Origin of the sequence: Vreelandella subglaciescola (assembly GCF_900142895.1) — a bacterium.
Taxonomy (GTDB): domain Bacteria; phylum Pseudomonadota; class Gammaproteobacteria; order Pseudomonadales; family Halomonadaceae; genus Vreelandella; species Vreelandella subglaciescola.
On the sequence record NZ_LT670847.1, the window covers coordinates 2,323,275 to 2,346,427 of the forward strand.

Sequence of the window (23,153 nt, forward strand, 5' to 3'; positions counted from 1 at the left end):
TGATGGGGATCTACCCTAGTCGCAGGTCGCGGAGGCGACTTGATAAAAATCGTCTTTTTGTTGATAATTTTGGCCATGAGCGACACATTCGACCCCACCTGGCCCTATCCGCGCCCCGATTCGCCGCCGCTTCTCGACCCCGAGCAGGCCGAGCACACCCTGGATGTTTGGGTGGTTCCCAGCTTCTCGATGCTAACGCTGTTCTGTCTGCTGGAGCCGCTGCGGGTGGCCAACCGTTTCGGCAGCGATCTCTTTGCCTGGCGCCTGCGCTCGCGGGACGGTGAAGGCGTGGTGGCCAGCAACGGCTTGCGCATCGAGGTGGACGGCGAGCTGAACGAGGTGCCCGACGACGCCAGCCTGATGGTGGTGTCGTCCTATCAGGCAGAGGCCGATGTCAGCGCCCAGGACCGTGCGGTGCTGCGCCGGGTTGCGGCCCACGGGGGCTGGCTTGGGGGCTTGGACACCGCGCCTTTTATTCTGGCGCGCAGCGGCGTGCTGGAAGGCTATCGGGTGGCGCTGCACTGGGAGAGCGTGCCGGCCTTTCGTCGGGAATTTCCGCAGCTGGAAGTCAGCTCGTCGTATTACGAGATCAATGCCAGGCGGCTGACCGGGGGCGGCGGCGTGGCGAGCCTTGACATGATGCTCGCCTGGATCAGGCTCGCCTACGGGCCGGCTTTGGCCGACGCCGTCGGCCGGCAGCTGATCTATCAGCGCCATGAGCGCTCGCCGGTGGACCTCGACGCGCGCTATGAGCACCTGCCGCGCAGCGTGATCAAGAGCCTGACGGTGATGGAAGCCAACATGGCCAGGACGCTGCCGATCCCCGAGATCTGCCGGCTGGTGGGTCAGTCCCAGCGCCAGTTGACGCGCCAGTTCAGGGCCCATTTCGGCGAGACCCCCAAGCAGTGCTACCTGGGGATGCGGCTGGACCGTGCCCAGCAGCTGCTTGCCGGCAGCGGCTGCCGGACCACCGAGGCGGCGCTGGCGACCGGCTTTCAGCATCTGGCGCACTTTTCGCGCGCCTACCGCGCCCGCTTTGCCGAGTCCCCCCGGGAAACTGCCGCCCGGGAGGTGGACTGACCAGGCTGCGGCCAACGTCAGGCGTTGGCGGTCAGACGGCGCTGGCGGCGGGTGCGCTGAATCATGCGGTAGCGCGAGCGCACTTCGTCGCGCTCCATGTAGCAGCCTTGCAGCCAACGGTGGCCGGTGCTGCCCTCGAAGGCATCGCGGGCGTGCAACAGGCGGCGGTTGTCGAAGATGACCACGTCGCCGGGATGATAGGTAAAGCGAATGGAAAACGCCGGGTCGCGCAGCAGCTGCTGTAGGATCATCAACGCCTCATAGGCCGGCTCGACGTCTTCAAAGGCGGTCTGCAGCGGGCCGCGCAGGAAGTCGGCGATGCGCACCTCGAGCAACTCGCCCCGGGCGTCGAGGCGAATCATCGGCTCAAACCAGACGTAGTCGGTCGTGCGCGCGGTGTTGGCGTAGCACCAGCGTACCCGGGTCAGTGTTTCCCAGGCGTCCGGGTGGCGATCGCGGAGGGCTTCGGCGATGGCGAAGCCGTCCATCATCACGGCCTGGCCGCCTTCGACGGTGTTCTCCATGCAGTAGAGCATCTGCAGGCCCGGATGATACTCGCGGGTGGGCAGGTCGACGTGGGGCGGCAAGGCAATGGACGTATAGGCGTTGGAATCCGGGTCGGGCTTGGCCTTGACGTCGAACAGCTGGCCGAAGTTGGTCGGCCGCACCGGGCCAATGCGCCGGGCTAGCGCTTCGATCGAGTCAGGCTGGGTAGGCAGGTTGCGCAGGCGAACCAGCCCCTTGCCGAGCACACTTTCCAGCGCCGGCGCAAGAATGACCTCTTCGTCATCGCTGTCTGGCCGGGTGTCGAGCAGGCCGCTGGCATCGAGGGTATCGGGGCTGGCATCGGCACCACCCAGCCAGGTCGTTACCGGCACCAGCGGCGCTTCGGGATCGGTGGCGTTATCGTAGTCGTGAGCCCGCAGCCAGCCGGGATGGAAGCGCAGACGGCGGTCCTCAGGGGCGAACGTCACACACAAGGCGCCGGCGGCGTCGATCTCGGCGGCGTCGATTTCCGGCCAGGCGGGAAGGGTGGAGAGGTCCAGGATGCGCTCCCGGGTCGCCGGGTTGACGGTGGTCTCGTCGGCAGCGTTCTCGCGCAGCCAGATGCTGTGGTAGCGGCTGACGCGGCCGTCGCTCCAGCGTACCGTCACCAGGCGCGGCGTGAAGGACACGTCGGCAAGATCGGCGTCTACCGGCCAGGCGTCGTAATCGGGGGTAAGAGGCAGTTCGTGGCGTGACATGGGAGCTCCTGAGTGTCCGCGGGAAGACGCTCAGGGTGCCAGCCGCAAGGGGCGGCTTCACCACAGAATTCGACGCTTACTGTGCACAGTTCGACAGCTAGGGCGGTACTTCAGGACCGCTGACGCCATTCGCTCGGGGTGAGCCCAAGCCGACGGCGGAAGGCGCGGGTGAAGCTTGACGCGGAGGCGAAGCCGCAGGCCAGGGCAATATCCATCACGCTGTGGCGGGTCTCGTGCAGCAGCCGGTGGGCGTGGTCTAGCCGCCTGTCCAGGTAGAAGCGCTGGGGCGGGATACCGGTGTGACGGGCGAAGAGTCTTTCGAGCCCGCGCCAGGAAAGGCCGAGCCGGGTGGCCAGCTCGCCGATACCCAGTGGCGTCTCCAGGTTGGCTTCCATCAGCTCGATGGCTTTTTGCAGGGTGGGGTCACCCGGGGTGTCGGGGTCACGCTGGCGGCTGGCGGGCCGGCGCCCCGGGTCATGAATCAGCTGGTCGCGGACGCGCTTGACCAGGGTATCGCCATGGCGGCGACGGATCAGGTCGAGACTCATGTCGATGGCGGCGCTGCCCCCGGCGCAGGAGAAGCCTTCGGGGGTGACTTCAAAGATCGATTCAACGGCGTCGACGCGGGGAAAACGGGAACGGAATTCGGGCAGCGACTCCCAGTGCAGGGTTACCGTCTGGTCGTCCAGCAGACCGGCCGCGGCCAGGGCGAAGCAGCCGGTATCCATGCCGCCGAGCACGCACCCCGAGGCGGCGCGCTCGCGCAGCCAGTCGAGCAGGGCGTCGTCAATGCCGGCGTCGGGGGCGAAGCTGGCGCACACCGCCAGGCTCGGCACCGCCGGCGCCCGGGCGCTCGCGCAGCTGGCATCGAGCGTCATGCCGTTGGAGGCGGTGACCGGGCCGCCGTCTGCGCTGATCAGATCCCATTCGAAAAGTGTACGCCCGCTGATGCGGTTGGCGATGCGCAGCGGTTCTACCGCTGAGAAGAAGGCCACCATGGCAAAGCGCGGCAGCATCAGGAAGCCGATTCGCTCCGGGACAGAGGTGGGGGGCTGGAGTCTCATGGGCTTCGGGTCGATAGCGGGGAGGGGCGCCGCGTCCGGGTTGGCGTCGCGGCTTCGTCGTACCGATTGTAGAGGCTGCGCGATCGGTTGCAACATTGAGCTGCACCGCAAGTGAGCGGGCCTTTCACCCGGCACCCGATACGTATCGACGCCGCACTGGCCGGCTGTGGTATTGTCAGCTGTTTTGACCGACACGACACCGATGCTTCAAGGAGGCCTCATGGCTGACTACGCTGTTACCAATCCGGCGACCAACGAAAAGGTCGCTGACTACCCCACGGCAACCGCTGCCGATATCCAGCAGGCGCTGGCCAGCGTCGGGGATGCGTACCGTCAATGGTCGCGATTCGGTGTCGCCCAGCGCGCGGCGCGCATCAGGCGGGTGGCAGAGCTTCATGCTGAACGCCGGGAAGAGCTGGCCGCAATCATCGTGCGAGAAATGGGTAAGCCCATTGACCAGGCGCGAGAGGAGATCGACATCTGTGTCGATATCTACCGCTACTATGCCGACAACGCCGAGGCCTTCCTCCAGGATGAGCCTATCGAGTCTCCTGCCGGGGGTTCCGCCTTTATCCGCCGCCAGCCGCTCGGCGTGCTGGTCGGCATCATGCCCTGGAATTTCCCCTTTTATCAGGTGGCGCGCTTTGTTGCCCCCAACCTGGTGCTGGGCAACACCATCCTGCTCAAGCACGCTCCCCAGTGCCCCGAGTCGGCCTTGGCGCTGGAAAGCCTGTTTCTGAAAGCCGGCCTGCCCGAAGGCGCTTACGTCAACGTTTTCGCCACCAACGAGCAGGTGGCCGAGGTCATCGCCGACCCCCGCGTGCAGGGCGTCTCGCTGACCGGCTCCGAGCGTGCTGGTGCCGCCGTGGCCGAACAGGCGGGGCGCCACCTGAAAAAGGTGGTGCTCGAGCTCGGCGGCTCGGACGTGTTTGTGGTGCTCGATACCGACGATATCGATAGTGTCGTCGAGATGGCGGTTGCCGGACGGCTGGGCAACAACGGCCAGGCGTGCAACGGCTCCAAGCGCATCGTGGTGATGGACAATATCTACGTCGAGTTCAGCAAGAAGTTTGCCGCCGCCATGGCCGCGCATGTGCCCGCCGATCCCAGCGTCGACGGCGCCACCCTGGGGCCGCTGTCATCGGTAAGCGCGACCCGCAACCTGCAACATCAGGTACAGAAGGCGATTGACCAGGGCGCAGTCGTTCGGGCCGGCGGCGCGAATCCCGAACACAACTTCTTCGCGCCCACGGTGCTCACCGACGTCACCCCGGAGATGGACGTCTACCACGAAGAGTTGTTTGGCCCCGTTGCCGTGGTGTACCGGGTCGCAAGCGAAGATGAAGCGGTGGAGCTGACCAACTCATCGCCGTTTGGCCTGGGTGCCATCGTCATTTCCCAGGACGAGCAAAAGGCGCTACGCGTCGCCGATGGCCTTGAGGTGGGCATGGTCTTCATCAACGAAGTCGGCGGAGAAGCGGCTGAGCTACCTTTCGGCGGCGTCAAGCGCAGCGGCTTTGGCCGCGAGCTTGGCCGACTGGGTATCGATGAGTTCGTTAACAAGAAGCTCATCCGCGTGAAGGCCTAGCTGCCGGGCGCTAACCCAGCCCGGTGAGCGTCAGCATGCCGGCCAGATACAGCGGAATCACCAGCGGGGCGAGAAGCGTGGTGACCAGCACCGCCAATGCGCCTTTTTGCGGCTGCATGCCGAGCTCCATGGCGACCACGACGACGTTGGCGGCCATGGGCACCACGCCGAGCAGCAGAATCGCCATGGCGAGATCCGCCGACAGCGCGAAAAAGGCCTGCAGGAGCAGCACCGTGCCCAGCGTCGCCAGCGGCCAGACGCCGTAGCGCAGCAGCGTGCAGGCGACAATCAGGCGGGTATCCCAGGCGGCGAGGGTGACGCGGCTCAGCGTCATGCCGATGATCATCATGCCCAGCAGCGTATAGGTGGCGGGAAACACATCGAGGGACGTCATCAGCGCATCGGGCAGCGCGATATCCAGCTGGGCCAGCAACAGCGCGGCGAGAAACGCGTAGATCAGCGGCAGCCGAACGATTTTGACCAGGCTCTGGCGGATGGAAAACTGCCCCCGGGCGCTCAAATAAAACCCCACGGTAAACTCGTAAAGCGTAATGCCCAGAATACAGAACAAATACTGGGTCACGCCTGCCGGCGGCAGCACGATCAGCGCTACCGGCAGGCCGAAGTAACCGGTGTTGCCGGTACCCGACGAAAACGCCAGCAGTGCACCTTCCTGCGCGCCGAAGCGATGGCGCGTCAGCCTGCGCACCGTCAACGCGATGGCGCTTGAAAGGCAGAATAAAATCAGCGTCAGCAGCACGTAGTCCGGCGTGGGGCCGCCGTTCATCAGCGCGCGGAAAAACGTGAACGGGGCGATCAGGTAAATCAGCAGGGTGGCAATGGGCCGTGGATCAACCGCCAGCCGGCGAGCGGCCACAAAGCCCAGCCCGACAAAGCTCAAGAGCATCAACAGCGGGCCCGAGAGAGCACCGAACGCGAGATTTTCCATCGTATTTCCTGAAGTCTGGCGGCAACATGAGCCGAATTGAAGCATTGGCGCGGAATCTTTCATTGGCCGAAGCGGCAACAAACGGACAGAATAGCGCAAAATATCCGACGTTTGCGCGCCGGTGAACACCGATTTTAGTATGAGGACAACGCATGAGTAGCCAGGAACATCCGCTGGGGATCAGCTTCGAGTTTTTTCCACCCGCAACGGACGTCGGCCGGGGAAAACTGCTGCAGGCGCGGGATGCTCTGGCAACCCGTCAGCCACGCTTTTTTTCGGTGACCTACGGCGCCGGCGGCTCGACTCAGGAGCGCACGCGGGCGGCGGTTCGTGCCGTGGGCGAGCGGGGCATTACCACCGCCCCGCATCTGTCTTGCATCGGCAGCGAAAAAGCCCAGCTGCGCGACCTGCTCGCCCAGTACCGTGAAGAAGGCATTGATAGCCTGGTCGCCCTGCGCGGCGACATGCCTTCGGGCATGGCGAGTCTCGGCGAGCTGCGTTACGGCAATGAACTGGTCGAGTTTATCCGCGACGAAACCGGCGATCATTTTGATATCGCCGTGGCCGCCTACCCCGAATCTCATCCACAGGCCCCCAACCTGGATCGGGATGTGGAAAACTTTGCGCGCAAGATGCACGCCGGCGCCAACATGGCGATCACGCAGTACTTCTTTACCGCCGATGCGTATTTCCGCTTTGTCGACAAGGCGCGCGCGCTGGGCGTCGAGAAACCGATCATTCCGGGCATCATGCCGATAATCAACTACACCAAGCTGGCGCGCTTTTCCGATGCCTGCGGCGCCGAGATTCCGCGCTGGATCCGCAAGCAGCTGGAAAGCTACGGCGATGACAGCGACGCCATCTCGCAGTTTGGCACCGAGGTGGTGACCAACCTGTGCCAGCGCCTGCTGGACGGCGGCGCACCGGGGCTGCATTTCTATACCCTGAACCAGTCAACGCCGGTGCTGAAAATCGTCGATAATCTGACCGACTAGCAGCGGCGGGCCCTGTTCTCCGCCATACGTAAAACCCCCGCTTTACTTTAAGTAAAGCGGGGGTTTTTGGCATCAGACCAGCCGGTTTGCGGTTATCCCAATGGCGGCTTAGCCGGTGGCAACGGCACCGCCGCCGGTATAGCGCCTGCGCTGCATCACAAAGAGCGCAATACCCAGCGCCAGCCCGGCGATATCGCTGTAGATGCCGCCGTAGATCATGAACATCGCACCGACCAGCATGGCCAAACGCTGCCACGACTTGACCGGGCCGAAGAACCACGCCTGCACCATGCCGGCCAGCAGCACAATGCCAAACGTGGCGGTGACGCCCACGCGCAGAATCTGCAGCGCCGAGCCTTCCATCAGCATGGCCGGGCTGTAATAGAACATGAACGGCACGATAAAGGCGGCCAGTCCTATCTTGAACGATGCCACCGAGGTGCCCATGGCGTTATCGCCGGAAATCCCCGCGGCGGCGTAGGAGGCCAGCGCGACTGGTGGCGTAATCGCCGAGACCACGGCAAAGTAGAACACGAAGAAGTGCGCTACCAGCGGGTCAATGCCGATGTTGATCAGCCCCGGCGCGACCACCGAAGCAGCGACGGCATAGGCGGCGGTGGTGGGCATGCCCATGCCCAGCAGAATGGAAATGCACATGGCAAACATCAGCGCCAGCAGCTGGCTGAAGCCGGCCACGCCCAACAGCAGCGACGAGAAGCGCGCGCCCACGCCGGTCAGCGAGATTACCCCGACAATAATCCCCGCGCAGGCGCACACGGCGATGATCTGAATTGCCATGGTGCCTGCCAGCTGAAGCGCTCTGAGAATCGCCAGGGGCCCCATCTTGTTGGGCGAAAACCAGCTCACCACGGCGGCTGACGCGGTCGCCAGCGTGCCCGCACGAATCACCGAATAGCCCATGAACAGCGCCGCAATCAGAATGATGATCGGGGCGAACAGGTACACCTGTTTGACCAGCCGACGAAACTGCGGGATTTCGTCCTTGTGCATGCCACGCATGCCTTTGCGCGCCGCCTCAAAGTCGACCATGCAGTACACCGAGAGGAAATACAGAATCGCCGGAATGATCGCGGCCACGGCGATCTCGGTGTAGGGAATGCCGGTAATTTCCGCCATGATGAAGGCGCCGGCGCCCATGATCGGCGGCATGATCTGCCCGCCGGTCGAGGCAGCGGCCTCGATGGCACCGGCACTACGGGCGGGGTAGCCGACCTTTTTCATCAGCGGAATGGTCAGCGAGCCGGTGGACACCACGTTGCCCGCAGAGGTGCCGTTGATCATGCCCATCAGGCCGGAGGCAAAAATGGATACCTTGGCCGGGCCACCACGCGCGCGCCCGGCAGCGGCGAAGGCAAAGTTGACGAAATAGTCACCGACTTTGGAGGCCTGCAAAAAGGCCGCAAAAATAATGAACAGGATGATATAGGTCGATGAGACCGCCGTGGTCGGGCCAAGGATGCCGGTATCGGTGTACACCTGGCTGAAAAAGCGCTGCAGCGACAGACCCGGATAGCCCAGAAAGCCGGGCAGGTAGGGGCCAACAAACACGTAGCCGAGAAAAATCGCGGAAATAACTACCAGTGCCAGGCCGGCCACGCGGCGGGTCAGCTCGAGAATCAGCAGGGAGCCGGCAATGGCCGCCCAGGAGATGCCCGGCGGGGCAAAAGACGTGCCCGTCGACATGCGGATATTGGTGTTGAAGACCAGTATCAGGTAGGCGGCACTGGCCAGCGCGCAAACCATCAGCACAAGATCGGCCGGGTTGAAGTGGTTGCGCGCCCGGCGATAAAACCAGCTCAGCACGATACCCGCAGCGCTGGTGGCCATCAATGGGTAGCCGAAGTGCAGGGTTTCAATGCTCGGGTCAATGCGCATGGCGCCGCCGCCAAGCGTCTGGCTCATGAAAAATACCTGCGCCAGGGCATAGCCGGCGGGCAGCAGTAGCGCCAGGCTTGCCCATTTCAGCCAGCCGGGCGAGGCGTCATGCTCGTTGTCGGCAAAGGATGCGCCGGCATAAAGGCCATAGCCCAGCACCAGCGCACCAGCGATATGAATAATGCGGTATGTCCAGGTTTCCAGCGGATAAATATTCAGCGAAATCAAATGAAACAGCGAGTAGGCGATGGCCAGACCGGCAAAGGTCCATAGCGGCCAGCCGGTGAACAGGCGGCGATTCGCTTCTACCGCGTCTTCATCGACGCCGTCGGCAATGGTTTCGGGGGCGGCGGTGGCGACGCGATTGTCGCTTTCGTGGTTGGCGTTGTGACTCATACGTCACCCTCACAGCAGTACGAACAGAAGGAGCAAACGCGCACGCTGCCCCGCCCGGCATGGCCGGCGCGGAGCAGCGTGCGCACGGCGTGGATCAGTGGATCAGTTCAGGATCGATCTCGTAGCCGTTTTCTTCGTACCAGCGCGCCGCACCCGGATGGAAGGGCAGCACGGTGTTGTGGCTGATGTTTTCGGGAATGGTGGTTTCCGCGCTGCGATGAATCGAGCGCATGCGGTCGTTGTTTTCCATGGTCCGTTTGGTGACTTCGTAGACGAAGTCTTCCGGCAGGTCACAGCCGGCGATGGAGAAGTTCCACATGGAAACCACGCGGGAGTCTTCGTCAAGGGTTGAATAAGTGCTTGCCGGGATCATGAATTCTGCCACCGGGAAGTTCTCGAGCACGGTTTTAATTTCGTCCTCGTTAAACTCGATGATGTTGACGTCGGTCTGCACTTCAAGCTGGCTGACCGCGGGGATTGGGATGCCGGCGGCAAAGGCGATGACATCCAAAAGGCCATCCTGTAGCTGGCTGCCCAGATCGGTCCAGCCGCCGTTACGGCGATCAAACTCTACGCCCAGCGTCTTGAGGATCTCGGGGAAGTAGGTGTCCGAGGTAGAGGCTGCGGGGCCAAAGCCGATGCGTGCGCCGTCAGGAATATCCGAGATCGACTCGATACCCGAATCGGCCAGCGTGGTGATCGAGAACGGCGTTTCGTACATGGGGAACATGGCGCAGACGTTGTCCATTTTCACCCCTGGCGCCAGCGGGCTTTTGCCGTTGATCGCGTCTGACGCCGGGCCCATGGTGGTCAGGCCGAAGGCCGCATTACCGTTGTGCACCAGCGCCAGGTTCTGGGTCGGGCCGCCGGTCACTTCGCCGCCGCCGGAAATATCCAGCTCGTCGGCAATGAAGTTGGCCCAGCCGGAGCCGTAAACGTAATAGGTGCCGCCCTGGCTGGCGGTGCCTACGGTAAAGTTTTCCGGCCAGTCGGACTTATCCGCCTGGGCGCTGGCAGCGGCTAAAAGAGCGCTACCGGCGAGAAGCAGCGCGGTTGTCTTCGTTGTCGTGCGCATAGTGATTCCCCATGTTCTGGTGTACGGCGTTGTATTGTTGTGTCGGATTGCATGCCGGGCCGTTATAGGCTGCGTCAGCCGGCATGCCCGTTATACCAAGCGATTTCTGTGCCATTGTTATATATAGTCAAATAAATCAATAATTTGATGAAACTCGGTGCGACCAAGGTAGCGTAGAGAAACGCGTTATTGTCGGGGAAAGCGCACACACAAAACCGGCGCATGTGCGGTTTATCGCACATGCGCCGGAGAAGAAGCTAGTTAAGAGCCGGTGTCAGGAAGAGGGCTTGCCGGGGTCAAGAATACGCACCGGCTGTACGTCCTGATTTTTTTGCTCGTCGCGTACCTGATTCACGCGGGTGGTGAGCTCGTCGGCGGATTCGTCGTCAATGGGCAGCTGCTCGAAAAAATCGCAGCTGACGCATTCGCGGTAGCGGATACCGTTCTGCTCCCAGGCGCGAATGCGGTCCATCTCCGCGCAGCGCGGGCAAACCACGCCGGCAATAAAGCGTTTGACCGATGACATGACTCATCTCCTGCGTTGTGGGGTTGGCCCGGTCTCAGGCGGCGTCGATGCCGCTGTGGCGCAACAGCGGCTTGACGCTTGGGGCGCGGCCGCGAAACGCTGCGAACAGTTCGGCGGCATCCCGGGAGCCGCCGGGCTCCAGAATTTCCGCGCGGAAGCGATGGCCGGTTTCGGCATCAAACACGCCGGCGTCTTCAAAGGCGCTCCAGGCATCGGCCGAGAGCACTTCCGCCCACTTGTAGCTGTAATAGCCCGCCGCGTAGCCGCCGGCAAAAATATGCCCGAAGCCGTTTTGAAAGCGGTTGAAGGCGGCCTGGGGCACGACCGAAACGCGCATGCGCACGTCGTCCAATAGCGCCTGGATGGCCTCGGCACTGGGCGCGTCATGCTCAGCGTGCAGGCGCAGATCAAACTGCGAGAACTCCAGCTGGCGCACCATACCCATGGCCGACTGGAAGTTTTTCGCCCCCTGCAGACGCCCGAAGAGTTCATCGGGGAGCGGCTCGCCGGTGTCGACGTGGCGGGCGATAAGGTCAAGCCCTTCGCGCTCCCAGCAGAAGTTTTCCATGAACTGGCTGGGCAGCTCCACCGCGTCCCAGGCCACGCCGTTGATGCCGGAAATCTCGGCAATGTTCTGCTTGGTCAGCATGTGATGCAGGCCGTGGCCAAACTCGTGGAACAGCGTGGTGACTTCGTCGTGGGTCAGAAGCGCAGGGTTCTCGCCCACCGGCGGGGTGAAGTTGCAGGTCAAAAACGCCACCGGTAGCTGCAGGCCGTTGTCGGTCTGGCGGCGTACGCGACAGTCCGCCATCCAGGCGCCGCCGCGCTTGCCTTCGCGAGCGTAGAGGTCAAGGTAGAAGCCGGCGATGGGGGCGTCGTTTTCGAGTATCTCGAAATAGCGAACGTCGTCGTGATAGCGCGGCACGTCGGTGTTTTCGCTAAAGCGCAGGCCGTAGAGCCGCTCGACTACCTTGAACAAACCGTCGATCACCTGGGGCGCGGGAAAGTAGGGCCGCAGCTGCTCTTCGGAAATGGCGTGGCGCGCTTCGCGCAGTTTTTCGCTGGCGTAGGCGATGTCCCAGGGCTTGAGGTTGGCCAGCCCCAGGGTGTTGGTGGCAAAGCCTTCAAGCTCGGAAAACTCGAGCTGTGCCTGAGGCACGGCGCGGTTTGCCAGATCATTCAGAAACGCCAGCACCTGCTCGGGGGAGTCGGCCATTTTGGTGGTCAGCGACAAGTCGGCGTAGGTGGAAAAGCCCAACAGCGTCGCCAGCTCGTGACGCAGCGCGAGGATTTCTTCCATGACCGGGGCGTTATCGAACTCGCCGGCATTGGGGCCCTGATCAGAGGCGCGGGTGACAAAGGCGGTATACACCTCTTCGCGCAGCTCGCGGCTGTCGGCGTAGCTCATCACCGGGAAAAAGCAGGGGAAGTCCAGCGTAATACGATAGCCGTCAACGCCCTTGGCCTCGGCGGTGGCCTTCAGCGTATCCAGCGCGCTTTGCGGCACGCCGGCCAGTTCGTCGGCGCTGACGATGTCCTTGTGCCACGCCTGGGTGGCGTCCAGCAGCTGGTTGGAATACTGGTTGGAAAGCTCGGAAAGCCGCGCCTGAATCTCGCCGTAGCGCACTTTTTGCGCTTCGGGCAGCGCCACGCCGGCCAGCCGGAAATCGCGCAGGGTGTTGTCCACGGTGCGGCGCTGTTCGGGGTCAAGCGTCGCCCAGGAGGAACCGTCTTTTAATGCCTGCCAGGCGTGAAACAGCCCGGCGTGCTGACCCATCCAGGTGCTGAACGCCGAGAGTTCGGCGATGCAGGCCTGATAGGCTTCGCGCAGCTCGGGCGTGTTCATGGTGCCGTTGAGGTGCGATACCGGCGACCAGACCTGCTCCAGTCGGTCATTGATGGCCTCAAGCGGCGCGGCAAAGTTGTCCCAGCCGGGTTCGGTGGTCTGTGCCTGCCGGGCCAGCTCTTCGATGGCGTCGCGGCTTTCAGCGAGCAGCCGGGTAACGGCCGGCTCGACGTGTTCGGCGCGAATCTCGCCGAACGGCGGCAGCGTGTGGGTTTCAAGCAGGGGATTAGCGGTCATACATACCTCGGTTGGCCGGCACGGCGGCATGGGGTAAAGCGATACCCTTCAAAATGCGGGCGGGGAGGCCCGGTTTCAATGCCCGGGTTTGGCCTTGGGGCAAGCGCCTGCTAGGCTTGCGGGCTTTCTGAGCGGCTTTTTTACCGCTGCGTCAGCCGCTATCTGTCTATTTGCTGATGGCTTATGGATCATTCACCGAACGGGATCATGCGATGAGCGAAACGCTGGAGCGCTGGGGGTCGAAGCGAGCCTTTATTCTGGCCGTCACGGGGGCTGCCGTGGGGCTGGGTAATATCTGGCGCTTTCCGTACATTGCCGGGGAAAACGGCGGCGCGGCGTTTTTGCTCGTGTATGTGGCCTTTGTGCTGCTGCTGGGGATTCCCGTGATGATGGCGGAAATTCTGATTGGTCGTGCCGGGCGGCGCGGACCCATGGGCTCGCTGGGCGCACTGGCCGCCGAGGCCGGAGCGTCGCGTCACTGGCGCTGGCTGGGGCTGTTTGGTGCGCTGACGGTGTTCTGTATTCTATCGTTTTATTCGGTGGTCTCGGGCTGGTCGATCGAGTTTCTGGTGGCCTCGGTGAACGGTCAGTTCAACGGGGCAACGGCCGCCGAGGTGGGCGCGGGGTTCGAGACGTTTCTCGCCAACCCCGGCCTGCAGGTGTTCAACCATACGCTGTTTCTGCTGATGACCATGTCGGTGGTCGCCGCCGGCGTGGCCAAGGGGCTTGAGCGGCTGAATAACCTGCTGATGCCGCTGTTGTATCTGCTGCTGATCCTGCTGGCGGTCTATGCCGCGACCACCGAAGGCTTTGGCACCGCGCTGAAATGGCTGTTCTGGCCGTCATTTTCGGCCATCACGCTGGATGTGGTGGTGCATGCCATGGGCCATGCGTTTTTCACCCTGGCGGTGGGCGCCTGCGCGCTGATGGCCTACGGCGCCTATATGCCGGATGACCAAAGCCTGCCCAGGGCGGCGGTAACGGTCGCGGTACTGGATATCAGCGTGGCGCTGCTGTCCGGTATCGCGATTTTCTCGGTGGTTTTTGCTCAGGGGATGGACCCGGCCGAAGGCCCGGGGCTGATGTTTGTCACGCTGCCCATCGCCTTTGCCGAGCTGCCCTGGGGCGCGTTCTGGCTGGGCGTGTTTTTCCTGCTGCTGCTGCTGGCGACCTGGACTTCGGCGATCAATCTGGCCGAGCCGATGGTGGCCACCCTGCAGGACATGGGGCTTGGCCGCGTGCGCGCGACCTCGCTGGTGGGCTTGGGGGTGTGGCTGCTGGGGCTGTTGTCGGCGTTTTCGTTCTCGACGCTCGAGGATTTTCGCCCGCTGCTGGGGCGCAACGTGTTTGAACTGGTCAGCAGCATTCCGCCGGATATTTTCCTGCCCCTGGGCGGCGTGCTGACGGCGATATTTGCCGCCTGGGTCATGCCCCGAGCAACGGCGCACAAGGCGCTGGGCGCCGGTGATCGCGGCTTTGCGCTGTGGCAAGGCGTGGTACGCTGGGTCGCCATACCGCTGACCTTTGTGGTGTTGCTGAGCGCCTTTATTTAAGCGCTTTCTGGCTGTTCAATTAAGTACGGGAGAGATTATGACCGCTGCCATCCGCTCGTTTCAGGGCATTACGCCGCGCCTTGGCGCGCGGGTTTACGTCGATTCGGCAAGTGTGGTGATCGGCGACGTTACCCTGGGCGACGACTGCTCGGTATGGCCGATGACGGTCATTCGCGGCGATATGCATCGCATTCGTCTGGGCGCGCGGGTCAGCGTGCAGGACGGCAGCGTGCTGCATATTACTCACGCCAGCGACTTCAACCCCGAGGGGTTTCCCTTGACCGTGGGCGACGACGTGACCATCGGCCACAAGGCGATTCTGCACGGCGCGACGCTGGGTCACCGCATTCTGGTGGGCATGGGAGCGATCGTAATGGACGGCGCCACGGTGGACGATGAGGTCATCATCGCCGCCGGTGCGGTGGTCACGCCGGGGAAGCATCTGCAAAGCGGTTACGTTTACGCCGGGAACCCCGCCAAACCGCTGCGCCCGCTGAAGGACAGCGAGCGGGCATTCTTTCCGTATACGGCGGGCAACTACGTCGCCCTGAAAGATACCTTTCTGGCTGAAACACCGGTCTAAGCGCTCCGGCGCCGGTTTTATTTCCCCTCCAGCGTGTTGTGGTACGTAAAAGTCTGGTAATTTATACAGCTTTTTTCAAGGTGCCGCCGCATGGCTAACTTCCGCACGCATATTACCGTTGCCGCCGCCGGCGGGGCGCTTTTGGCCTATGTTGGCTTCAAGGCACAATGGTGGCCGCCGCTGCAGGCGCTGGTGGTCTGCGCGCTCACCGCGTTTGGCGGCATTCTCCCCGATATCGACGCGGATCATTCGCGCTCCAACCGGCTGATTTTCACCCTGCTGACCGTACCCGCGTTGGTCATGGGCGCAGTGCTGCTGCAGCCGTGGCTTAGCCCCGCGGTGCTGCTGTTGGCGTGTGTCGGCATCTATATTGGCGTGCGCTATGTGGGCGGCGCGCTGTTCTCGCGGCTGACCGTTCATCGTGGGGGCTGGCATTCGCTGCTGGCCGCCGCGCTGTGCACGCTGACGGCGGCGGCACTGAGCTTTCACTGGTTGGCACAACCGGCGTGGCTGGCCTGGAGTCATGGCATGGCCGTGCTGCTGGGGTTTTTGATTCACCTGCTGCTGGATGAAATCTACAGCGTGGATCTGGCGGGCGGCCGGCTCAAGCGCTCGTTTGGCACCGCGCTCAAGCCGGCCGATCTGAGCCGGCCGGCGGCCAGCCTGCTGATGCTGATTGCCACCGTGACGCTGATTCCCTGGCTGCCGCCGTGGGACGCGCTGGGGTCGCTGCTGTCTCAGGGCGCCGGCTTGTGGCGGTAGTCGTCGGCTTTCAGGCCGTGCTTTTTAAGCTTGTCGTAAAGCGTCTTGCGCGGCATGACCAGCTGTTGGCAGACGGCAATGACGTGGCCCTGATGCCGGGCCAGCGCCTGGCTGATCAGGCTTTTCTCGAATAGCTCGACCTGATGGGCCAGGCCGGCGTCCGTCGCGTCATCGCTGGCGCCTTCCAGCAGGGCGCCCAGGCGGTAGTCGAAGGCGGCGCCGAGCAGCACGTAACGCTCCGCCAGATTACGCAGCTCGCGCACGTTGCCCGGCCAGTCGTGGGCCAGCAGCGTTGCCGTGTCGTGACTGGTAAGCGGCGGGGCTTCAAGGCCGCTGCGCGTCGCGGCGACAACGGCGAAGTGTTGAAATAACAGCGGAATATCTTCGCGTCGTTCGCGCAGCGCCGGTAGCGGCAGGGTGACGACGTCCAGCCGGTAGTAAAGATCCTCGCGAAACGTACCGCGCTCGGCGGCGGCTTTCAGGTCGGTTTTGGTGGCGGCAATCACGCGGATATTCAGCGTCACCGGCTGGTTGCCGCCCAAACGCTCCACCGCGCGTTCCTGAAGGACGCGCAGCAGCTTGACCTGTAGCGCCAGCGGCATGGATTCAATTTCGTCGAGAAACACCGTGCCGCCGTCGGCGTGTTCAAACTTGCCAATGCGCCGCGCAACCGCACCGGTAAACGCGCCTTTCTCGTGGCCAAACAGCTCCGATTCAATAATGCTTTCGGGCACCGCGCCGCAGTTGATGGCCACAAACGGGGCGTGGCGCCGCTGGCTGCGCTCATGAATGGCCCGGGCTACCAGGTCCTTGCCGGTGCCGGTTTCGCCAAACAGCAGCACGTCGGCTTCGACCTGGCTGATGCGCTGGATCATGGCAGCCAGCCGTGAAATCACCGCGGTACGCCCTACCAAACGCGGCCCCAGCGCGGCCTGCTGAGCTTCAAGCTCGGCTTTCAATCGGTGGTTTTCCAGACTCAGCTGGCGTTTTTCCACCCCGCGGCGCACCACGTCGAGCAGCCGGTCGCCGGCAAACGGTTTTTCCAGAAAATCCCAGGCGCCGGCGCGCATGGCTTCCACCGCCGTGGAAATATCGCCGTGGCCGGTAATCAGGATCACCGGCAGGGTGGGATCTTGCTGCTGCAGCGTGCGTAACAGCGTCATGCCGTCCATGTGAGGCATGCGAATATCGCTGACCACCACGCCGGGGAAGTCGGCCGGCAGCGCTTCCAGCGCCTGTTCGGCGGTCTCGAAACAGTGCGGCGTGTAGCCGGCAAGTTCGAGGGTTTGCGCGGCGGTAATGCGCAGGTGGCGCTCATCGTCGATCACGATAACCGGTAGGCTCGACGGCTCATGCATGAGGGGGTGTCTCCAGGGCAACGTCAGGCGGCGGTGAAAGGGGCAGCGCCAGAGTGAATTCGGCGCCGCCTTCCGGGCGGTTGGCCACGCTCAGCTTGCCGCCCAAGTCTTCCATAATACGCGCCGAGATCGAAAGTCCCAGCCCCAGGCCGGCGCCGGGCGCCTTGGTGGTGAAAAACGGCTCGAAGACGTGGGATAAATTCGCCTCGGCGATGCCCGGGCCGTTGTCGGCCACGCGCAGGCAAGCGTGTTCACGCGGGGTTTCCAGGGTAATGCTGAGGGTGGGCGCTGCGGTATTTTGCACGGCTTGCAGGGCGTTGCTGATCAAATTTACGATCACCTGTTCAAGGCGCACCAGATCACCGGTGATCCACACCGGCGTTTCCGGCAGCTGCTGGACAAGGCGTATCTGGCCGTCGTGCAGGCGGCTTTGAAACAGACGCAAGGCGTAGGCCACGCAGGACTGGACGGTAATGCGTTCGTGGCGCTCGCTGCTCTTGCGCGAAAATTGCCGCAGCTGGGCGCTGATGTCGGCCATGCGGTGGGTCAGCTCGATGATTTGTTCGAGGTTGGCATCGGCCTGTTCCAGACGCGACAGCTCGATAAAGCGTCGGGCATTTTCGCCGTAGGCGCGAATGGCGGCCAGCGGCTGGTTGAGTTCGTGGTTGATGCCGGCCGCCAACTGGCCGAGCACGGCGAGTTTGGCGGCCTGAATCAGTTCGTCCTGAGTTTGCCGCAGGCTGGTCTCGGCGCGGCGGCGCTCGTCCATTTCAGCCGACAGCTGCCGGTTGCTGGCGGTCAGGTCCCGGGTGCGGCGTTCAACGCTGTCTTCCAGCTCGTCGCGCACCCGGGCAAGCGTGCGGCGTTCACGCTCGGCAAAGGCTTCGCGTTCGCGCCGCAGCCGCAGGCGCTGCCAGCCGATGCCGCCGCCCAGTGCGACCACCCCGTAAAGCCCGCCGGCCAGCAGTGCGGCGAGCCACTGCGCCTGAATCACCGGGTCCAGCGGCTTGAGAATATGCATGTTCCAGCCGAACTCGGGTAGCGGGCGCGTCAGGTTCAGGTAGCGCCCCTGGGTGAGCGGGCCGCGGGCAAAGCTGACTACGCGGACGTTGTCGCGGTAGCTGTGTTCAACGCGAATGCCCGAGGCATCCAGCGGTTCCTGAGCGTAGCGGCGGGTGTCTTTCAGCATCCGCCGTTGGGCGTGAGTCAGCGGCTGCAGCGCATTCATGCGCAGCCTTTTGCGGCTGGCCATGAAAATAACGTTGTCGCGATCCGTGACCAGAAACTCGGCGTTTTGCGCCGACCAGCCTTGCTCTACTTCGCCGAGCAAAATCTTGACCACGACGACGCCTTCCGGGCGGGCGTCGGGGCCGGTGTGATCCAGCCATACCGGCGCAGAAAAATAGTAGCCGCGCGCCAACGACTGTGTACCCAGCCCGTAAAAACGCCCCTCGCCGCCGGCGATGGCATCTTTATAGTACGGGCGAAAGGCGTAACTCTGGCCGATGAAGGTGTTGCTGCGATGCCAGTTGCTAGCGGCCACGGTGGTGCCGTCGCGATCCAGCAGGTAAACGTCGGAGACGCCGGCGGTAAAGCGAAAGCGGTCGAGCTGCAGGTTCAGCGGCATGGGGTTTTGCGTGTCGGGCGCGGTAAGAAAGCGCTGGACGCTCTCGCGGGAGGCGAGCATCTGCGGCAGGTAATCGTAGCGCAGCAGGTAGCCTTTGAGGTTGGCCGCCGACAGGCGCAGTTCGTTGTGGGCGTCGTCGCGCAGGTTGGCTAGCGCCTGCTCGTGCGCCAGACGCGCTGCTTGCCAGATGCATAAAATAAGCCCCAGCAGTAGCAGCGCGATGGCCAAGCGCCGGCTGAGACGCCGCCGCCTCATATTGGCGCGCGAGTGCTTTGGGCGCGGCGCAGGGCACGCTGTGCGCGGGTTTCCGCCCGGGCCATTTCCAGCAAGCCGTCTTCGACGTAGGCCAGATGCTCATGCGCGTGACTCCGGGCATCTTCGGCGCGGCCTTCCACAATGGCGTCCAGCAGGGTGCGGTGCTGCTGCATTAACTGGCCGCGCGAGCCGGGTTTGGCGAACAGGTTGGCGAGGTTTTCGACAATGCTTTGTTCAAGCAGGTGAAAAATGCCGCGCATGGTGTGGAGCAGCAAAACATTGTGGGCGGCTTCGGCAATCGCCAGGTGAAAGGCGGCGTCGAGCTTGGCTTCCTTGACCGGGTCGTTGCCGTCAAAGCCGCCGTCGAGCGCTTCAAAGCATTCCAGCAGCGCGGCTTTATCCGCGGGCGTGGAACGTAGCGCCGCGTAATAGGCCGAAAGCCCTTCCATGGCGTCGCGAAACTCCAGCAGATCGAGGTCGAATTCCTGATGGCGCGAGAGCATCTCCAGCAGCGGGTCGGTGTAGCCGTTGTTGAGCGTGTCGTTGACAAAGGTGCCGCCACCCTGACGGCTGGAAAGCAGTCCCCGGGCGGCAAGCCGTTGAATCGCCTCGCGCAGGGAGGGGCGCGACACGCCGAATTGTTCCGCCAGTTCGCGCTCCGGCGGCAGGCGTTGACCGGGCTTCAGGCTACCTTCAATGATCATGGCTTCAAGGCGTTGGGTAATCACATCGGCGAGGCGTGGCTGGCGAAGCGAAGAATAGGGCATCACGGTTTCCTGACGTCATGGAGACAGATGACATTAATATTTAATTGGTAAGACCAATAATAAATCGCCGCGTAAGGCGCGACAAGGCGAATATGATGTGATTTCGTATCACTAAAACCAAAGTATAGTGCTTTAAGGCAACTTCAGAGAATGCTGCAATTGACAGTCATAGCGCGCCTTATTAATCTGGAATATCTTTATTGTTAATTGGTTTTACCAATTATGTTGCGCTTATCTTTTTATCCCGAGTTTGTTCATTCGCCGAGTAACTGTCTGTCGGCGAGGAGTGCATATGACGCCCATTAAGCACTATCCGCCCAAGCCGCAGAAAGTCTACTTTTATGGCACCTGCCTGATTGATGTCTTTTATCCCGGCGCCGGGCTCGATGCCATTCGCCTGCTTGAGCGGGAAGGTATCGAGGTGATTTTCCCCGATGATCAGACCTGCTGCGGGCAGCCGGCCTATACCTCGGGCTATCACGACGAGGCGCGTCGCGTTGCCCTGGCGCAGCTGGCGCTGTTCCCCGAGCCCTGGCCGGTTGTGGTGCCCTCGGGTTCCTGCGGCGGCATGCTGCGGGTGCATTACCCCACGCTACTGGCCGATACGCCCCAGGTTGATGCGGCGCAAGACGTCGCGGCGCGTACCTTCGAGCTGACCGAGTTTTTGCTCAACGTTTGCCACGTGAAACTGAGCGATCTGGGCGAGCCCGAGCAGGTCGCCATGCATACGTCGTGCAGTGCCCGGCGCGAAATGGGGCTGGGCGATACCGCTCCCGCGCTGCTCAATCAGCTGGGTCAGGTGGAGCTGGTTGAACAGGTGCGTACCACCGAGTGCTGCGGTTTCGGTGGCACTTTTGCCGTGCGGCATCCGGAGGTGTCCGGCGCCATGGTAGAAGACAAGGTCGACGCCATTGAAGCGACCGGTGCCCGACACTTTGTCACTTCTGACTGCGGTTGCTTAATGAACATCAACGGCAATGCCGAACACCGGCAGAAAGCCGTGCAGGGCGAACATATTGCCAGCTATCTATGGCGGAGAACGTCATGAGCGTACAAACCTATAGCCCGCGCGAGTTTCATCGTCAGGCGCACGATGCGTTGGGCAACCCGCAGATCCGTGCCAACTTTCGCCGGGCAATGGACGGGCTGATGGATAAACGCGGTGACGCGTTCAGCGACTGGGACGTGGAAACGCTGCGCGAGCTGGGGGCCAATATCCGCCTGCGCGCGTTGGCCAAGCTGCCCGATCTGCTTGAACAGCTCGAAGCCAACTGCGAGGCCAACGGCATCAAGGTGCACTGGGCCACAGACGGCGACGAGGCCTGTGAGATTGTCAGCGATATCTGCGCCCGTCACGAGGCCAAGTCGGTGATCAAGGGCAAGTCGATGGTGACCGAGGAAATGCACCTCAACGCGCACCTTGAGGCCGCCGGCATCGAGGCGCTGGAGTCGGATTTGGGCGAGTATCTGGTGCAGCTCAACGAGCAAACGCCGTCGCACATCATCATGCCGGCGATTCACCTGAATACTGATGAAATCTCCGACATTCTGCACGAGAAAACCGGCACCGAACGCACGCGCAACGTCGACACCATGACCGCCGCCGCCCGCGCCCAGCTGCGCGAACGCTTTATGGCGGCTGACGTGGGCATTTCGGGGGTCAACTTTGCCGTGGCGGAAACCGGTACGCTGTGTCTGGTCGAAAACGAAGGCAACGGGCGCATGACCACCACCGTGCCGCCGGTGCACGTGGCGGTAACGGGCATCGAGAAAGTGGTTGAGCACCTGCGCGACGTGCCGCCGCTTTACTCCCTCTTAACGCGCTCGGCAACCGGCCAGCACGTCACCACCTACTTCAATATGATCAACGCGCCGCGCCAGGCGGGCGAGTTTGATGGGCCCAAAGAAGTGCACCTGGTGCTGGTGGATAACGGCCGCTCGAACATTTATCAGGATGACGAGCTACTCGATACGCTGCGCTGCATCCGCTGCGGCGCCTGCATGAACCACTGCCCGGTCTATACCCGCGTTGGCGGGCATGCCTATGGCACGACCTATCCCGGCCCGATCGGCAGTATTTTGATGCCGCACCTGATAGGGCTGGAGGAAACGCAGGATCTGCCCAGCGCCTCGAGCCTGTGCGGCGCGTGCGGCGAGGTATGCCCGGTCAAGATTCCCATTCCTGATCTGCTGGTAAGGCTGCGCAAGGAAGCCGTTGGCGAGGGGCGCGGCAACGTGCCGGGCGCTGGCGTCAAACGCAACAAGAAAGAGCTGGCGGCGTGGAAAAGCTGGCAGTGGGCGGCTACGCACCCCGGCGTGTGGCGCAGCGGCCTGACGATGGCGAGCAAGCTGCGCGCGCTAATGCCGGCGAAACTCGCCCCGTGGACCGACTACCGCACGTTGCCGCAGCCGGCCAAAACGTCGCTACATACGTTGGTCAAGCGTCATCACGCTAAAAGGGGGCAGGAATGAGCGCACGCGATATCATCCTCAATCACCTGCGGACGCGCACCGACGGGGCGATCCCCGTACCCGAGAGCGATTTTTCGGTAATGACCGGGCGCGGCTGGGACCATGACGAGCGCCTGGCGCGCTTCGAGCAGCTGATTACCTCGGTGCATGCCGAGGTGGTGCACGCGCAGCGCTCAAGCTGGACGCAGGCGCTGGCCGCTATTCTCCATGACAAGGGTATCAAGCGGCTGGCGCTGGGGCATGAGCATCCGGTGGCCTGCGAGGCGCGTGCCGGTCTGGCGGAGGCCGGCGTTGAGCTGGTGGATCCGGCGCGCGAGATTGAACGCTGGCAGCGCGAGCAGTTTGAACGGGTCGATGCCGGCCTGACCTCTACGGGGGGCGCGATCGCGGAAACCGGCAGCCTGTGGCTCTGGCCCACCCCCGACGAGCCGCGGCGGCTCAGCCTGGTGCCTTCCATCCATATCGCCGTGTTGGATAGTGAAGCCATAGACGAGACGTTCTTTGACGTGATAGAAGCCCATGGCTGGGCCCGCGCCATGCCGACCAACGCGCTGCTGGTGTCAGGGCCGAGCAAAACTGCCGATATCGAACAGACGCTGGCGTACGGCGTGCACGGCCCTAAAGAGCTGGTGGTTATCGTGCGTCACGGGGCGGACTAAAACGATTTCCCGATTATTTGCCCTTATGTTGAAAAAGCCCTTGCCAATATCCAGCTTGAGCCGTAGAGTACGCACTCGCTGCCGACGACGTATCACGTCACCGGCGGTGGTAGAGCCTTAAAAGCTCTTGTTTGTCAGGCAGTTAGCGCTTCGGTTTACGTTTCATTTTTCGATAACCGGTTTTAAAAGCGCCCTTGACAAACACCACGGAAAGCGTAGGA

19 protein-coding genes are annotated in these 23,153 nt (G+C 62.9%); 9 read left to right on the plus strand and 10 right to left on the minus strand.

All coding sequences use genetic code 11. The features are described 5' to 3' along the window. The first annotated feature begins 75 nt into the window (after positions 1-75). On the plus strand, positions 76-1,080 hold the full coding sequence (locus tag B5495_RS10855) for a GlxA family transcriptional regulator (protein WP_079555051.1): 1,005 nt from the start codon (positions 76-78) through the stop codon (positions 1,078-1,080). A 17-nt stretch (positions 1,081-1,097) separates the two neighbouring features. On the opposite strand, the gene B5495_RS10860 is transcribed toward B5495_RS10855, so the two are convergent. Next, positions 1,098-2,324 carry a TauD/TfdA family dioxygenase gene (locus B5495_RS10860; protein ID WP_079553672.1) on the minus strand — a complete coding sequence of 409 codons (1,227 nt, stop codon included), beginning with the start codon at positions 2,322-2,324 and terminating at the stop codon, positions 1,098-1,100. Between the two features lie 110 nt (positions 2,325-2,434). After that, positions 2,435-3,388, minus strand: coding sequence for a GlxA family transcriptional regulator (locus B5495_RS10865; protein WP_079553673.1), 954 nt, complete (start codon positions 3,386-3,388; stop codon positions 2,435-2,437). Positions 3,389-3,608: 220 nt separating this feature from the next. On the opposite strand from B5495_RS10865, the gene B5495_RS10870 reads away from it, so the two are divergent. Continuing rightward, the gene (locus B5495_RS10870; protein WP_079553675.1) at positions 3,609-4,976 is read left to right on the plus strand and encodes an NAD-dependent succinate-semialdehyde dehydrogenase; all 1,368 of its coding nucleotides are present in this window, start codon (positions 3,609-3,611) and stop codon (positions 4,974-4,976) included. A gap of 10 nt (positions 4,977-4,986) precedes the next feature. Here the strand turns inward: B5495_RS10870 and B5495_RS10875 are convergent, their stop codons facing one another. Further along, positions 4,987-5,925: an AEC family transporter gene (locus tag B5495_RS10875; RefSeq protein WP_079553676.1), complete on the minus strand. Its 939-nt coding sequence runs from the start codon at positions 5,923-5,925 to the stop codon at positions 4,987-4,989. 152 nt (positions 5,926-6,077) lie between these two features. Between B5495_RS10875 and metF the strand changes: the two genes are divergently transcribed. After that, a complete protein-coding gene (gene metF / locus B5495_RS10880; RefSeq protein ID WP_079553678.1) occupies positions 6,078-6,920 on the plus strand; it encodes a methylenetetrahydrofolate reductase [NAD(P)H] in 843 nt (280 codons plus the stop codon). 108 nt (positions 6,921-7,028) lie between these two features. On the opposite strand, the gene B5495_RS10885 is transcribed toward metF, so the two are convergent. The 4 genes from B5495_RS10885 to prlC all read right to left on the minus strand — a co-directional run bounded on the left by B5495_RS10885 (position 7,029) and on the right by prlC (position 12,896). After that, positions 7,029-9,212 carry a TRAP transporter permease gene (locus tag B5495_RS10885; RefSeq protein ID WP_079553680.1) on the minus strand — a complete coding sequence of 728 codons (2,184 nt, stop codon included), beginning with the start codon at positions 9,210-9,212 and terminating at the stop codon, positions 7,029-7,031. A gap of 94 nt (positions 9,213-9,306) precedes the next feature. Next, positions 9,307-10,287, minus strand: a complete 981-nt coding sequence (locus B5495_RS10890; protein WP_079553681.1) for a TAXI family TRAP transporter solute-binding subunit — start codon at positions 10,285-10,287, stop codon at positions 9,307-9,309. 274 nt (positions 10,288-10,561) lie between these two features. Further along, positions 10,562-10,813: a YheV family putative zinc ribbon protein gene (locus tag B5495_RS10895; RefSeq protein ID WP_079553683.1), complete on the minus strand. Its 252-nt coding sequence runs from the start codon at positions 10,811-10,813 to the stop codon at positions 10,562-10,564. A 34-nt stretch (positions 10,814-10,847) separates the two neighbouring features. Continuing rightward, positions 10,848-12,896, minus strand: coding sequence for an oligopeptidase A (gene prlC / locus B5495_RS10900; RefSeq protein WP_079553685.1), 2,049 nt, complete (start codon positions 12,894-12,896; stop codon positions 10,848-10,850). A 212-nt stretch (positions 12,897-13,108) separates the two neighbouring features. Here prlC and B5495_RS10905 point away from each other — a divergent pair, with 212 nt between their 5' ends. From B5495_RS10905 to B5495_RS10915, 3 genes are all read left to right on the plus strand, one after another. Then, positions 13,109-14,449, plus strand: a complete 1,341-nt coding sequence (locus tag B5495_RS10905) for a sodium-dependent transporter (RefSeq protein WP_079553687.1) — start codon at positions 13,109-13,111, stop codon at positions 14,447-14,449. 37 nt (positions 14,450-14,486) lie between these two features. Next, positions 14,487-15,032, plus strand: coding sequence for a gamma carbonic anhydrase family protein (locus B5495_RS10910; RefSeq protein ID WP_079553689.1), 546 nt, complete (start codon positions 14,487-14,489; stop codon positions 15,030-15,032). A gap of 90 nt (positions 15,033-15,122) precedes the next feature. After that, positions 15,123-15,794 (plus strand): metal-dependent hydrolase, encoded by a 672-nt coding sequence (locus tag B5495_RS10915; RefSeq protein WP_079553690.1) that lies wholly within the window; start codon positions 15,123-15,125, stop codon positions 15,792-15,794. Here B5495_RS10915 and B5495_RS10920 read toward each other — a convergent pair. From B5495_RS10920 to B5495_RS10930, 3 genes are read right to left on the minus strand one after another with little or no spacing between them, the layout of a single operon-like run. Beyond that, on the minus strand, positions 15,770-17,152 hold the full coding sequence (locus tag B5495_RS10920) for a sigma-54-dependent transcriptional regulator (RefSeq protein ID WP_079553692.1): 1,383 nt from the start codon (positions 17,150-17,152) through the stop codon (positions 15,770-15,772). The genes B5495_RS10915 and B5495_RS10920 overlap by 25 nt on opposite strands. Continuing rightward, positions 17,145-19,034 carry a sensor histidine kinase gene (locus tag B5495_RS10925; RefSeq protein WP_079553694.1) on the minus strand — a complete coding sequence of 630 codons (1,890 nt, stop codon included), beginning with the start codon at positions 19,032-19,034 and terminating at the stop codon, positions 17,145-17,147. The genes B5495_RS10920 and B5495_RS10925 overlap by 8 nt, the downstream gene beginning before the upstream one ends. Further along, complete coding sequence (locus tag B5495_RS10930) at positions 19,031-19,801, minus strand: GntR family transcriptional regulator (RefSeq protein WP_079553696.1); 771 nt, start codon at positions 19,799-19,801, stop codon at positions 19,031-19,033. Before B5495_RS10930 ends, B5495_RS10925 begins: the two co-directional genes overlap by 4 nt. Before the next feature lie 292 nt (positions 19,802-20,093). Between B5495_RS10930 and B5495_RS10935 the strand changes: the two genes are divergently transcribed. From B5495_RS10935 to B5495_RS10945, 3 genes are read left to right on the plus strand one after another with little or no spacing between them, the layout of a single operon-like run. After that, positions 20,094-20,849 carry a (Fe-S)-binding protein gene (locus tag B5495_RS10935; protein ID WP_079553698.1) on the plus strand — a complete coding sequence of 252 codons (756 nt, stop codon included), beginning with the start codon at positions 20,094-20,096 and terminating at the stop codon, positions 20,847-20,849. Further along, entirely contained in the window at positions 20,846-22,273 is a 1,428-nt protein-coding gene (locus tag B5495_RS10940) for a LutB/LldF family L-lactate oxidation iron-sulfur protein (RefSeq protein ID WP_154045264.1), read from the plus strand. The genes B5495_RS10935 and B5495_RS10940 overlap by 4 nt, the downstream gene beginning before the upstream one ends. Further along, positions 22,270-22,932: a LutC/YkgG family protein gene (locus tag B5495_RS10945; RefSeq protein WP_079553702.1), complete on the plus strand. Its 663-nt coding sequence runs from the start codon at positions 22,270-22,272 to the stop codon at positions 22,930-22,932. Before B5495_RS10940 ends, B5495_RS10945 begins: the two co-directional genes overlap by 4 nt. Positions 22,933-23,153: the final 221 nt, after the last annotated feature.

Bases quoted from the DNA above. Each gene is read 5' to 3' on its own strand.
- B5495_RS10920 (WP_079553692.1), bottom strand. From the start codon at position 17,152: ATGCATGAGCCGTCGAGCCTACCGGTTATCGTGATCGACGATGAGCGC.
- B5495_RS10935 (WP_079553698.1), top strand. From the start codon at position 20,094: ATGACGCCCATTAAGCACTATCCGCCCAAGCCGCAGAAAGTCTACTTT.
- B5495_RS10925 (WP_079553694.1), bottom strand. From the start codon at position 19,034: ATGAGGCGGCGGCGTCTCAGCCGGCGCTTGGCCATCGCGCTGCTACTG.
- prlC (WP_079553685.1), bottom strand. From the start codon at position 12,896: ATGACCGCTAATCCCCTGCTTGAAACCCACACGCTGCCGCCGTTCGGC.
- B5495_RS10930 (WP_079553696.1), bottom strand. From the start codon at position 19,801: ATGCCCTATTCTTCGCTTCGCCAGCCACGCCTCGCCGATGTGATTACC.
- B5495_RS10910 (WP_079553689.1), top strand. From the start codon at position 14,487: ATGACCGCTGCCATCCGCTCGTTTCAGGGCATTACGCCGCGCCTTGGC.
- B5495_RS10870 (WP_079553675.1), top strand. From the start codon at position 3,609: ATGGCTGACTACGCTGTTACCAATCCGGCGACCAACGAAAAGGTCGCT.
- B5495_RS10860 (WP_079553672.1), bottom strand. From the start codon at position 2,324: ATGTCACGCCACGAACTGCCTCTTACCCCCGATTACGACGCCTGGCCG.
- B5495_RS10875 (WP_079553676.1), bottom strand. From the start codon at position 5,925: ATGGAAAATCTCGCGTTCGGTGCTCTCTCGGGCCCGCTGTTGATGCTC.
- B5495_RS10855 (WP_079555051.1), top strand. From the start codon at position 76: ATGAGCGACACATTCGACCCCACCTGGCCCTATCCGCGCCCCGATTCG.
- metF (WP_079553678.1), top strand. From the start codon at position 6,078: ATGAGTAGCCAGGAACATCCGCTGGGGATCAGCTTCGAGTTTTTTCCA.
- B5495_RS10885 (WP_079553680.1), bottom strand. From the start codon at position 9,212: ATGAGTCACAACGCCAACCACGAAAGCGACAATCGCGTCGCCACCGCC.
- B5495_RS10905 (WP_079553687.1), top strand. From the start codon at position 13,109: ATGAGCGAAACGCTGGAGCGCTGGGGGTCGAAGCGAGCCTTTATTCTG.
- B5495_RS10865 (WP_079553673.1), bottom strand. From the start codon at position 3,388: ATGAGACTCCAGCCCCCCACCTCTGTCCCGGAGCGAATCGGCTTCCTG.
- B5495_RS10915 (WP_079553690.1), top strand. From the start codon at position 15,123: ATGGCTAACTTCCGCACGCATATTACCGTTGCCGCCGCCGGCGGGGCG.
- B5495_RS10940 (WP_154045264.1), top strand. From the start codon at position 20,846: ATGAGCGTACAAACCTATAGCCCGCGCGAGTTTCATCGTCAGGCGCAC.
- B5495_RS10890 (WP_079553681.1), bottom strand. From the start codon at position 10,287: ATGCGCACGACAACGAAGACAACCGCGCTGCTTCTCGCCGGTAGCGCT.
- B5495_RS10945 (WP_079553702.1), top strand. From the start codon at position 22,270: ATGAGCGCACGCGATATCATCCTCAATCACCTGCGGACGCGCACCGAC.
- B5495_RS10895 (WP_079553683.1), bottom strand. From the start codon at position 10,813: ATGTCATCGGTCAAACGCTTTATTGCCGGCGTGGTTTGCCCGCGCTGC.